This is a genomic window from Microcoleus sp. N9_B4 (assembly GCF_036701635.1).
Taxonomy (GTDB): domain Bacteria; phylum Cyanobacteriota; class Cyanobacteriia; order Cyanobacteriales; family Microcoleaceae; genus Microcoleus.
The window spans coordinates 122,289-135,274 of record NZ_JAUBRC010000016.1; the positions used below are offsets into that span (position 1 = coordinate 122,289).

Sequence of the window (12,986 nt, forward strand, 5' to 3'; positions counted from 1 at the left end):
TGTTTATTTGCAAGAAAAATTCTACCCCTGTCGGATGAGGCGACTGCAATGGAAGAACAACAAACGCAACCAATTTCCGAGAATTTGTGGTGGGTGATTCCAGGTCAACTGGCAGGGGTGCGGAAGCCAACAGCCGAGGAACTCTCTACGCTTCAATCAGTAGGTATTGGGGCGATCGTCTCTGTAATGGACGATGCTTCCAATCTGGATTTGTATGAGCAGGCAAACATTCCTCACCTTTGGTTGCCAACGAAAGGCGGTACTGCACCCAGCCAAGAACAGATTCAGCAATTGCAAACCTTTGTGGATAGCCAGAATCATTTGGGGCACGGGGTTGCAATTCACTGCACAAGTGGCAGACGACGCACCGGAACGATGCTGGCTTCCTACTTGATTCAGGCAGGTTCGTCCTATGACGATGCGATACTCACTATTCTGGATGCCAATCCCAACGTTGAATTGAGGGAGGCGCAAACCGCTTTCCTGCAAGAGTTAGCAGGAAAACAAACTTATTCTCAATAGCCCCATTCTTATAACTAATTAACGCTACTCATGACTCGTTTTGACCATCCTCCTCGCATCCTGTTTTTGTATGGCTCTTTAAGAGAGCGTTCTTACAGCCGCTTGTTGGCAGAAGAATCTGCGAGAATTATTCAGGATTTCGGTGCTGAAGTTCGGTTCTTCAATCCTCTCGAATTGCCGATTTATGGTAGTGTTCCTGATACGCATCCGAAGGTTCAGGAACTGCGACAATTGAGTCTGTGGTCGGAGGGTCAAGTGTGGTCTAGTCCAGAAATGCACGGCAATATTACGGGCATTATGAAAAACCAAATTGACTGGATTCCTTTAACTATTGGGGCTGTTCGACCGACTCAAGGCAGAACTTTGGCGGTGATGCAAGTTAGTGGCGGTTCCCAGTCTTTTAATGCTGTGAATACTTTGAGAATTTTGGGCCGCTGGATGCGGATGTTTACGATTCCGAATCAGTCTTCTGTTGCTAAGGCTTATCAGGAGTTTAATGACGATGGGACGATGAAGGATTCGCCTTATCGCGATCGGGCGATCGACGTAATGGAGGAACTGTACAAGTTTACCTTGCTGTTGCGGGAGCAAACCGACTATTTGACCGATCGCTACAGCGAACGCAAGGAACAAGCGGCCAAAGAGGCGATTGCACTAGCAAATCGAGCCCTTGAATTACCGGGCGCTTAGAAACTGCCGGAACCCCGACAGCAACCCATAACCAACAACTAACAACTAATAACTAACAAAAACCATGAAAAAAGTAATGTTTGTTTGCAAAAGAAACTCCTGCCGATCGCAAATGGCAGAAGGATTCGCTAAAACCATCGGAGCCGGCAAGATTGGAGTCAACAGTTCCGGGTTAGAATCAAGCAGAGTTCATCCGACAGCAATTCAAGTCATGTCAGAAATCGGCATTGACATCACCGATCAAACATCCAACCCATTAAACGAATTCAATGCAGAAGACTACGATGCCGTAATTTCTCTCTGCGGCTGCGGCGTGAATTTACCCGAAGCGTGGGTATTGCGAGAAGTGTTTGAAGATTGGCAACTCGACGATCCCGACGGACAACCGATCGAAACTTTTCACCGTGTTCGAGATGAAATTAAAGCACGAACAGTTTTGGGAACGATACTACAAGCTTTACAGGGCAAGGAGCATAAATAAAGTCGAATTAAATGTAAGTCAGGGGTGGATCTGACATTGATTTAATTATCCACAGGGGCTGCGAAGTCAAGCGAGCCTAAGCCATTGGGCCATAAAAACTGTCCGAAGTATTGCCAATTAAACAAACGTTAGCAATATCGCTTGTTTATTATCCCCAGTTTCTGAAAAATTTCACTCGTATTTCATCTGGGTATGAAATACTATGTAATTAATCCTCCTCAAGCGCTCTCAAAACAGCGGCTTGGCTCCCCAGTAATTCCAAGGTAGTTTTTGCGATGGGAATATCTAACCGTTCTTTTGTGCTGCGTTATGCTTCTTTAGCTATTCTGAGCCTGCTGCTAACAACCCCCACAGTCGTGTTAGCGGGTGCGGGACACGATCATGGCGGCGGCAGTGAATTCCAAGGCGGAAGCCAACCAACAGGTTCGATCGAAGTTGATGCAGAAACAGCCAAACAGCTAGAAATTAAAGTGGAACCCGCCACCCGTCAGCGGCTAGATATTGGCATCAAAACCACAGGTCAGATTGAAACCCTGCCCAATCAAAGAGTGGAAGTGACTGCACCGCTGACCGCAAAAGTGATGGAGTTATTAGTACAACCGGGAGCCAAGGTAACAGCGGGTCAACCCCTCGCCGTTTTATCCAGTTCGGAATTGGTGGAACTGCGGGTTAACTCCCAGGAAAAACAAGCCGATGCTCAAGCTGCTTTGCAAAAGGCGCAAGTGGACCTAAAGCTAGCCAAAGAAAACCTGGAACGACGGCAAACAATATCGAATGCCGAGATAGCACAAGCACAAACCCAATTAACAGCGGCTCAGGCACAGTATAACCGCGATCGAGCTGTAGTTTCCCAACGCTCGGTTTTAAAAGTTGCCCGAGAAAACTATCGGCGTCAGTTGCAAATCGCAGATGCCCAAATCGCCCAAGCCACCACCGAACTGGCAGTCGCCCAAGAACAATATGACAAAGATAAGCTATTGGTGGAACAGGGAGCGCTGCCGCGACGGCAGATGCTAGACTCGCAAGCCAAACTAGAAAGAGCCAAAGCCGAACTTGCCAGAGGCAAAGGCAGCTCGGAAGTTGTCCAAGCTGAATCCGAAGTTAAACGCGCTGAGGTAGACTTGCCCTTCCGGGAATTGCGAGATTCCCAGGCTCGCGTTGCAGAAGTCCAAGCCCAACTGAGCAGAGTCGAAACCCGCCGGGAAGTTTTGGAAGCAGAAGCCCAGCTTAAACGCGCTCAATCAGATTTACAGGCGACTCAATCTCGTTTTAAATTAAGCAACACTACTTATGAAACTCGGTTGCAACAACTAGGAACGATCGCCAATGCCAAAGGATTGGTGACGGTAACGGCTCCCATTTCTGGTACAGTTGCAGAGCGCACAGTTAGCCTCGGTCAATCGCTGCAAGATGCGGGTGGCAAACTAATGACGATCGTTAATGACACTCAGGTTTTTGCCACGGCGAATATTTATGAAAAAGATTTAAACAAGGTAAAGATAGGTCAACGGGTGCGGCTCAAGGTTGCCAGCTTACCCAACCGTATCTTTGAAGGACAGATTAAACGCATTGGCTCGCTAGTAGAAGGGCAAACGCGGGTAGTACCAGTCCAAGCGGAACTTAACAACGCGGGTGGGGAACTCAAGCCGGGAATGTTCGCGGAATTGGAGGTACTAACAGACCTAACAGCTACAGCTATTTTGGCAATTCCCAACTCGGCGATCGTAGATGCAAATGGCAAGAAACTGGTTTACGTAAAAAATGGCAATGCTTTCCAATCTGTGGAAGTGACATTAGGGCAAAAGTCCGGGGATTTAGTAGAAGTCAAGAGCGGTTTATTCGAGAAAGATTTAATCGTTACCCAACGCGCACCGCAACTTTACGCCCAGTCGTTGCGGGGCGGTAGTAAACCCAAGGAAGGTGGGGAGACGGACGGACACTCCGAACAACAAAAAGAGAATTCAGAGGTAAAAGACGCGAAAGCTAACAGCTTGCCACCTTTAGGGTTAGTTGGTGTAGTGGGCGGCGGGGTGTTTGGTACTGCGGCTTTTATAGCTGGTGCTTTTTGGAATCGGCGTCGGACTCGTTCTCGCCTAGTAGGAGAAGAGAATTTTAGTACGGATGCCCAACCTTTGACCTATGAAACCGAAGTTTATCTCAACAAAGAGCCAACTTTTTCTCCTGCCGCCGTGTTGGTTGAAGACGAGGAACCTGTGGGCGATCGCCACTAAAAAATTCAACTTTTGATTGGGTAGTAAGTAAGTCAGCGTAAATAATTCAAGGTTTGTAGTGAGGGCTTTAGCCCTATAAAAAAGGGCTAAAGCCCTCACTATGAACAATTACTGAAATTGGTTTGTAGTGAGGGCTTTAGCCCTCTTCTACAGGGATGGAGCCGATACCTACAAACCTTGAATTATTTACGCCGACTTACTTAAATTGGGTTTCGTATCTCAACCCAACCTACAACTATGGGAGAACCCCAAAATATGCCGTAGGCGCGGCCAAATATTGACGAAGCAAGAATTCTAGTAACTAATTCTAATAACCAATAAAATGATTAGTATTATTGCCAAGTGGGTTATTACTAAACGATGGCTAGTAGCCGTTGCAGCATTCATCTCCACATTGATCGTAGTTTTCAACACCGTACCGCAAATGCCCCTGGATGTATTTCCTAACTTTGCACCTCCTCAAGTCGAAATTGAAACCGAAGCATCTGGACTCGCTCCCGAAGAAATAGAATCTCTCGTCACATTGCCGATTGAAAGTGCAATTAATGGAACTCCTGGGATTGCAACAGTCCGTTCTTCTTCCTCAGCCGGACTATCTGTAGTCAGAGTCGTTTTTAAATGGGGAACCGATCTCTTTCAAGCCCGCCAATTAGTACAAGAACGATTGCAACAAGCCGTAAGTAAGCTACCGACTGGAGTAGACACCCCAAGAATTGCTCCCATCAGTTCGCCGATTGGCACCGTACTGAAATATGCCTTCACCGTCGAAACAGAAACACAATCCAAAACCGACATTCCCAAGCTAGATCCTGGGAACGAGCCAAAATCCAAAATTGACCTAATGGAAGTGCGCCGAATCGTCGATTGGCAAGTAGTAAATCGCCTCTTAGGAACTCCCGGTGTCAGTCAAGTGCTAGTGTATGGCGGTGATGTACGCCAGTATCAAGTTTTAGTAGATCCCAACAAATTAAGAGCTGTTAACGTTTCCTTAGAGCAGGTTACTCAAGCAGTTCAGACAGCAAATGTCAATGCTCCAGGCGGCTTTTTAATTACCCCTGATAAACAAACATTAATTCGAGGAATTGGGCGGGTTGAGTCTCTAGATGACCTCAAGCAATCTGCGATCGTTACTCGTCAAGGAAAGCCGATCCGCATTGTCGATGTGGCAGACGTACAAATTGGTGGAGCTGTCAAGATAGGTGACGGTAGCTTAAATGGGAAAGATGCCGTTATATTGATGGTTAATAAACAACCTCAAGCTGATACTCCCACTGTCACAAAGGCGATTGAAACTGCAATGGAAGAACTCAAAGCAGGTTTGCCCAAAGAAATTAAAGTAACTGAAACATTTCGTCAGGCAGATTATATCGATGCTTCGGTAGAAAATGTCATATCTGCTCTCGTTGAAGGTAGCATAATTGCAGCAATTATCCTGATTCCCTTCTTGATGAATTGGCGAACGCTGGCTGTATGTTTGTTAGATTTTGCTTTAACTTTCGTGTTCGCCCTGCAAATATTATCTTGGCTCGGACTGGGGCTGAATACGATGACTTTGGGAGGGTTAGCAGTTGCCATTGGTACCGCGATTGATGACGCTATTGTTTATTCAGAAAACACCTATCGTAACTTGCGGGAAAATAAATACTCTCCCAACCCGCGTCCGGTACTACAAGTCATCTTTGACGGAGGACAAGAAGTCCGCGAATCTCTGATCGGAGCTACTTTAATTACAGTTGTTGTCTTTGCTCCAATCTTTGCGCTAGTAGGTGTGGAAGGTCGGATTTTTGGGCCGATGGGTATGACTTATCTAATAGTAGTAATAGTTTCCAGTTTGGAATCTTTGCTCGTCAGTCCAGCTTTATGTGCAATTCTATTGCCTCACGGCAAAATGCCACAAATTGAAGCCTGGATACCAAGATTTTGCAAAAGAATTTATGCTCCTTTTTTAAATTTTTCTACTCAATTTTCGACGATTATTTTAGTCTTAGCGACTGTGGCGATGGTAGCAGCGATCGCAATATTTCCTTCTTTGGGACGAGCCTTTCTACCCGAATTTCAGGAATCAACTTTAGTTAATAGCTTGGCTCTTTATCCGGGGACATCTTTAGAAGCTACAAATAGTGCGGCTTTTGTCTTAGAAACTAAACTCAAAGATGACCCCAGATTAAAGTATGTTCAATTACGGGCAGGACGCGCTCCCAACGACCCGGATGCCGCCCCTATTAATCTGGCTCACCTTGATATTGGATTGAGCGAAAAAGGGATGGAAAATCGGGGGAATACTGTAGAATGGCTGCGGAAAGAGTTTAACAAAGTACCGGGTGCTGCTACTAATATTGGCGGATTTATTTCTCACCGCATTGATGAAATATTGTCTGGGGTTAGAAGTCAAATTGCAATTAAAATTTTTGGCCCCGATCTAGAAGAACTCCGCAACATTGGCAAACAAGTAGAAGCTACGATCGAATCTGTGCCGGGAATTGTAGATTTACAGCTTGAACCTCAAATTCCCATCGAACAAATTCAAATTAAGTTTAACCGCTTTGCGGCTGCTCAATATGGTTTAACTATTGGACAACTTTCTAACATTATCGAAACAGGTTTGAATGGTAAAGTCGTGTCTCAGGTTTTAGAGAAGCAACAAACATTTGATTTAGTTGTGTGGTTAAAACCAGAATTTCGCAATAATCTTGAAACAATTGAAAATTTGTTAGTTGATACGACCGATGGTAACAAAATTCCTCTCGCTCAAGTCGCTACTGTGGCTTATGGAACTGGGCCGAATACGATCAACCGCGAAAATGTTTCTCGCTTAATTGTAGTTTCAGCCAACGCCAAAGGCAGAGATTTGCGTTCCGTAGTCAATGATATTCAAGATAAAGTAAAAGCAAACGTTCAGATTCCCTCTGGTTACTTTATCCAATACGGCGGTCAATTTGAAGCGGAAGAAAGAGCGTCAAAAAATATTTTAGTTTTCAGTGCCATTTCCTTTGTTGTAATTACGGTACTGATGTATCTTTCTGTCAAATCAATCGCTTCTACAGCCACCATTATGATTAATTTGCCCCTCGCGTTAGTTGGAGGAGTAATTGCGATCGCCCTGACAGGAGGCGTTATTTCGATCGCTTCTCTCGTGGGGTTTGTGACGCTGTTTGGGGTCGCAACTCGTAACGGACTGCTGTTGGTAGATAATTACACAACTAAGGCCGCAGCCGGGATGTCTTTAAAAGAAGTTTTGATGGCCGGTTCAATGGAACGACTCAATGCTATTTTGATGACTTCTTTAACTTCAGCTTTGGGTTTGCTGCCATTAGTAATCTCTGTTGGCCCTGGCAAGGAAATTTTACAACCTTTGTCGATTGTTGTATTAGGTGGGTTGTTTACATCTACTGCACTTACCCTACTGGTGTTGCCAGCTTTGTATTCTAAATTTGGTAGATACTTATTGCCTAAGCCGAGTGCGAATGTTGTAGAAGATGGCAAAGTGCCTAATGCTGTATGGGAAAACTAATGTTCTTCTGGTAGCGATCGCTGCAAAAATTCTTCTTTCTTTCTCTAAAATTTCATCGTGGTTTCATCCGATTGTGCCATCGTAGATAGAAAGTATGCTGATGTATTTACAACTGTAAAGCTTTATCTTGCCTGCTAATGCTCAATTCTATTGTCAAATGGTCGATCGCCCAACGCTGGGTGGTAGTCATCGCCTCCATCCTCATCAGCTTGTGGGGCTTTCGCGTCCTGACTCAAATGCCTCTGGATGTGTTTCCCAGCTTTGCACCTCCACAAGTCGAAATTCAAGCCGAAGCCCCCGGTTTAGCGCCAGAGGAAGTCGAGTCCCTAGTTACCCGACCGATAGAAAGTGCGATTAACGGCACACCTGGACTGGAAGCCTTACGCTCCGCTTCGGCCGTAGGTCTTTCTGCGGTGAGAGCCGTCTTCAGCGAGAGTACGGACATTTATCGCGCTCGCCAATTAGTGACGGAGCGGTTGCAACAGGTTAGCAGCCAGCTACCGCAAGGCGTGGAAAAGCCACAACTTCTCCCAGTCAGTTCCCCCTTGGGAGTCATCGCCAGATACGCTTTTACCTCCGAAACCACTCCCCTGATGGAGGTGTGGCGCACTGTCAATTGGCAAGTGAAAAACCGCCTCCTGGCGGTTCCCGGTGTTAGTAGTGTCCTCATAACTGGTGGGGACGAGCGTCAGTATCAAGTGCTGGTCAATCCAGACAAGCTCAAAGCGTTTAATGTTTCCCTAAATGATGTCACGCAAGCGGCAGGGGCTGCCAACGCCAACGCGCCAGGGGGATTTTTAATTACTCCAGACCAAGAGACGTTGGTTCGAGGAATTGGGCGGATTGAGTCTATCGAGCAGCTCAAGAAATCGGTCATTAAAGCACGCAATGGCACACCAGTGTTACTCGAACAGGTGGCTGACGTGCAAATCGGTGCGGCACTCAAACGCGGTGATGGCAGTTTCAACGGCAAGAAGGCGGTTGTTTTGACGGTCAACAAGCAACCCATCGGTGATACCCCAACCGTGACTAAGGCAATTGAGGCGGCGCTGGAGGAAATGAAGCCCAGTCTGGCCAAAGATGTGAAAGTGACGGAGACATTTCGCCAGGAGGATTTTATCGAAGCCTCGCTCAAGAACGTTGAAGAAGCCCTGCGCGATGGCATCATCATTGTTTCTATCGTCCTGATTCTGTTTCTGATGAATTGGCGCACGGTCATTATTAGTCTGAGCGCCCTTCCCATTTCGTTGCTGCTGGGGATGATGATTTTGAATTGGACGGGACAAGGCATCAACACGATGACTTTGGGCGGACTCGTTGTTGCCATCGGTTCGGTGGTGGATGACGCGATTGTCGATATGGAAAATGTCTACCGTCGCTTGCGGGAAAACCAACTCGCGGGAAACCCGATTCCACCCCTGCAAGTTGTCTTTAATGGTTCGGTGGAGGTGCGCGTTAGCGTTCTGTTCGCCACTATTATTATCGCGGTCGTCTTCGCACCGATTTTTGCCCTTTCCGGGGTAGAAGGTCGCATTTTTGCGCCAATGGGTATAGCCTACTTGCTGTCAATTGCTGCTTCTACTTTGGTGGCGCTGACGTTGACCCCGGCACTATGCGCCCTAATGCTAGTAGGTCGGCCTTTGCCCAGTACAGAAACCTGGGTGGAGAAACAAGCCCATCGCCTGTATCGTCCAGCTTTGAAGTTTTCGATTCGTTTCCCTACGGTTGTTTTGGCAGCAGCTATTGCTGGCTTTGTAGCTTCAATGGTAATTCTGCCCTCGTTGGGGCAAGTTTTTTTACCGGAGTTTCAAGACCGCGCCTTAGTGGTTGCGGTAAGTCTGATGCCTGGTGAATCTCTGAATGCGACCAATCAAGTGGGGTTGGCGGTAGAGAACTCTCTCAAAAACGACCCTCGGTTTGATACCGTTCAGTTCCGTTCCGGCCGCAGTCAAGGCGACTCGGAGGTGGTTGGTACTAACTTTGGAGAATTGGATGTGCAAATTAGTGAGGAGGGAATCAAAGAGCGGGAAGAGAGTATTGAAAAGATTCGAGAGGAATTTGAAAAAATTCCGGGAGTAGTACCCAATATTGGTGGGTTTATTTCTCACCGGATGGATGAGGTACTCTCAGGGGTGCGGAGTGCTATAGCGGTCAAAATTTTTGGTCCGGAATTAGAACAACTCCGCACCCTTGGTCAACAAGTGCAGTCAGCCATGAGTGAGGTTTCGGGTTTGGTAGACCTGCAACTGGAACCCCAGGTGCCAATTAAACAGGTGCAAATTCAGTTTGACCGGGAAGCCGCTGCTCGCTACGGTGTGACCATCGGGGAACTTGCAGAGACAATTGAAACCGCGCTCAATGGGCGAGCCGTCTCTCAGGTTTTAGAGCAGCAACAAACCTTTGACCTCGTGGTGTGGTTGCAAGAAAGCTATCGTAATGATATTGAAATCATCCGCAATTTGTTAGTCGATACCCCCAACGGTCAAAAAATTCCTTTAGCCCAAGTCGCAAAAATTGATTACGGCACGGGTCCTAATACGATCAATCGCGAAAACGTCTCCCGGTTTATTGTGGTATCTAGCAACGTGTCTGGACGGGATTTGGGTTCTGTGATTAAGGATATTCGGGACAAGGTTAAGCAAGAGGTGCAACTGCCCCCTGGCTATTACATTGAATACGGCGGTCAATTTGAAGCGCAAGAGGGAGCCACAAAAACTTTACTTTGGGCTGGTGCATTAGCTTTTGTTGCTATTGCCGTCCTGCTTTACTTTGCCGTCAAATCGATTCCTGCAACCATCATGATTTTGATTAATCTACCCTTAGCATTAATCGGTGGCGTGATTTCAATTGCCTTGACTAGCGGTATTATCTCCGTAGCTTCGATGGTAGGATTTATTACCCTATTCGGCGTTGCCGCCCGCAATGGTCTGCTATTGGTGGACAATTACAACAACAAGTTGGCAGAAGGGATTCCCTTAAAAGAAGTTTTGCTTGAGGGGTCAATGGAGCGATTAGCTGCTATTTTAATGACCGCTTTAGCATCCGCTTTGGGGATGGTGCCGCTGACGATTGGGAGTGGTGCTGGTAAGGAAGTTTTGCAGCCGTTGGCGGTGGTGGTACTGGGGGGATTGATTACCTCTACGGCGTTAACCCTGCTAGTTCTTCCAGCTTTGTATTCTCTATTCGGGAGGTTTATGGTTCCTAAAAAGACTACTCCAGAGATTAAAGATGGGCTGTTAAAAGAAGCCATCTTGGAGCGGTAATTTTCTACGATTTCTAAGGATTTCTAATCGTTACACAGTTGTAAATATAAAAATTACAATGACTTCCTGGAAACAGTTAACAATCTACATTAGCGAGTCTGATTGCTGGCACCACCAACCCCTTCACCAAGCTCTGCTCGGAATAGCTCGCCGACAGGGATTAACAGGAATAACGGTGATGCGAGCAATTTCTGGATATGGCAAACATGGGATTTTTCGCACTACCAATCAGCTAGACTCATCTTCTGAGTCTTCTTATCTACCACTTGTCGTCACGGTGATTGATAGTGAGAGTGCGATCGCAGAATTTTTTTCCTTAGTCAAAGAGATGGTTAAAGATAAGTTTGTCACTTGTCAACCCATAGAAGTTCTCTCACCGTTAGTCACGCTTTAAGGACAGTAGTCATGTCTCATAATCACAGTCAGGAAGGAAACGACCACGGAGGTGCTAATTACAACCGTGCCTTTGTCGTCAGCGTTGCGCTCAACACAGGGTTTGTCATCATTGAGGCAGTTTATGGCATTCTTGCCAACTCTCTTGCCCTGCTTGCCGATGCGGGCCACAATCTCAGTGATGTTTTAGGTCTGCTACTAGCTTGGGGAGCTAGCATTCTGGTTCGTCGCCTACCGACAGCACGTCGGACTTATGGGCTACGTCGTTCTTCTATTTTGGCGGCTCTGTTGAATGCTATCCTCTTGCTCGTGGCTTCAGGCGCGATCGCATGGGAAGCCACTCAGCGCTTTTTAGAACCCAGTCCAGTATCAGGCGGTACAATTATTGGCGTTGCAGCCGTAGGCATCGTCATTAACACGGGAAGTGCCTTGATGTTTATGGCTGGTCGTCAAAATGACTTGAACATCAGAGGCGCTTTTCTCCACCTGGTAGCTGACGCAGTGGTATCTTTAGGTGCAGTGCTGGCTGGTATCGCTATTGTGCTAACTGGCTGGCTTTGGTTCGACCCTGTTGTGAGCTTGATTATTGTTGTTGTCATTGTTGTAGGTACTTGGCAATTGTTTCAAGAATCTCTCAACTTAGTGACTGATGCCGTACCAGCAGGCATCGAACCGCTTGCCGTCCGCACGTACTTGGCTGAACTCCCTGGTGTGGCTGGTGTTCACGACCTCCATATTTGGGCGATGAGTACAACGGAGACAGCGCTCACAGCTCACTTGGTAATACCTACAGGTTATCCCGGTGATGCTTTCTTGGTACGGGTAGCTCAAGAGCTTCACGACCAGTTTAGTATTGAACACACCACGCTCCAAATAGAAACTGGCGATCCAAGTTACCCATGTTCTCTTGCTCAAGAGAATGTTGTTTTGTGAGTCTAAAAAATATTTTAAACTTAGATGCGGGTATCAATATTGGGTCAATGCAGATAGCTAATGATTTTAAAATAACCCTAGCTATTTCTGTAAATACCTCAATAATTTTTATTAAACAGCCAAAATTTCATCTTCATTTCATCATGACCTGTCATCATAGTGAAGGAAAGGTTTATTTGCAAAAAAGAAATCTGAAATCCAGTTGGCGTTCTTGATTGCTTTGACAGTTTAGATGGCTCTCCTGGGTTTATGGTGTATACGGTATCAAGCACAACTGTTCGCGATTCTGTAATGCCCTCGGAGTAAGGATATGTGGTTTGGTTATCACCTCAAAATCAGGAGAGCCGTTTAGATGAAGAAAATACTGAGATACACTGCTGCATTCGCTTTGGCTACCGCAGCTCCAATTTTCGTCGGCGGCTATGCAACTGCCACAACAGATAATAGTAGGGAATCCAATGTTGAGCGTAATGTGGAATCCCCTTCTAGTCGTTGGCGTCTTGTTAAACAGGTTTTTCAATTACATATTCCCCAGAATAATAGCCCTCTTTCCCAGCTAATTATTGATACTCCATCTACGGTATCTGTAAGTAACGATATTGATGTACGGGATGAGAATGGTCAAAAAATTAACATTAATATTTCTGCAAATGGTAGAAAAATCATTATAGATTTTCCTGAAAAAACTGTAATTAACACTAGGCTATTGATTGAATTCAACAAAGTAAGACAACCAATTCATGGGTCTGCTTCTCTCTATAGATTTTCGGTTAAAGTTGTTGGCAGCGATACAGAAATTTCCATAGGTGAAGCTAGATTTGGTAGTGCCCTGAAGGAAAGGATAGAGTAAGCTACTATTAGAGTGAAGTGTTTACCAGAGCGTGATACAGCACTTCCGGATGTTATGAGGTACAGTAGCAGCAATTAGTAAACCAGTTTTTGAGATGTTTCGGATTAATTAA

The 12,986-nt window shown here is 46.1% G+C and carries 9 protein-coding genes; all 9 read left to right on the forward strand.

Annotated features, from left to right (window positions below; all coding sequences use genetic code 11):
• Positions 1-48 precede the first annotated feature (48 nt).
• The 9 genes from QUA43_RS13275 to QUA43_RS13315 all read left to right on the forward strand — a co-directional run bounded on the left by QUA43_RS13275 (position 49) and on the right by QUA43_RS13315 (position 12,874).
• The gene (locus QUA43_RS13275) at positions 49-522 is read left to right on the forward strand and encodes a phosphatase domain-containing putative toxin (RefSeq protein ID WP_333374461.1); all 474 of its coding nucleotides are present in this window, start codon (positions 49-51) and stop codon (positions 520-522) included.
• Positions 523-552: 30 nt separating this feature from the next.
• Complete coding sequence (arsH, locus tag QUA43_RS13280) at positions 553-1,212, forward strand: arsenical resistance protein ArsH (protein WP_333374463.1); 660 nt, start codon at positions 553-555, stop codon at positions 1,210-1,212.
• Between the two features lie 64 nt (positions 1,213-1,276).
• The gene (gene arsC, locus QUA43_RS13285; RefSeq protein WP_333374465.1) at positions 1,277-1,693 is read left to right on the forward strand and encodes an arsenate reductase, glutathione/glutaredoxin type; all 417 of its coding nucleotides are present in this window, start codon (positions 1,277-1,279) and stop codon (positions 1,691-1,693) included.
• A 275-nt stretch (positions 1,694-1,968) separates the two neighbouring features.
• Complete coding sequence (locus tag QUA43_RS13290; RefSeq protein ID WP_333374467.1) at positions 1,969-3,924, forward strand: efflux RND transporter periplasmic adaptor subunit; 1,956 nt, start codon at positions 1,969-1,971, stop codon at positions 3,922-3,924.
• Positions 3,925-4,246: 322 nt separating this feature from the next.
• Positions 4,247-7,435 (forward strand): efflux RND transporter permease subunit, encoded by a 3,189-nt coding sequence (locus QUA43_RS13295; protein WP_333374469.1) that lies wholly within the window; start codon positions 4,247-4,249, stop codon positions 7,433-7,435.
• Positions 7,436-7,572: 137 nt separating this feature from the next.
• On the forward strand, positions 7,573-10,698 hold the full coding sequence (locus QUA43_RS13300; RefSeq protein ID WP_333208506.1) for an efflux RND transporter permease subunit: 3,126 nt from the start codon (positions 7,573-7,575) through the stop codon (positions 10,696-10,698).
• A 58-nt stretch (positions 10,699-10,756) separates the two neighbouring features.
• Positions 10,757-11,092: a DUF190 domain-containing protein gene (locus tag QUA43_RS13305; protein ID WP_333374471.1), complete on the forward strand. Its 336-nt coding sequence runs from the start codon at positions 10,757-10,759 to the stop codon at positions 11,090-11,092.
• A gap of 11 nt (positions 11,093-11,103) precedes the next feature.
• Positions 11,104-12,024, forward strand: coding sequence for a cation diffusion facilitator family transporter (locus QUA43_RS13310; RefSeq protein ID WP_333374473.1), 921 nt, complete (start codon positions 11,104-11,106; stop codon positions 12,022-12,024).
• Positions 12,025-12,376: 352 nt separating this feature from the next.
• Positions 12,377-12,874, forward strand: coding sequence for a hypothetical protein (locus QUA43_RS13315; RefSeq protein WP_333374474.1), 498 nt, complete (start codon positions 12,377-12,379; stop codon positions 12,872-12,874).
• The last annotated feature ends 112 nt before the right edge of the window (positions 12,875-12,986 follow it).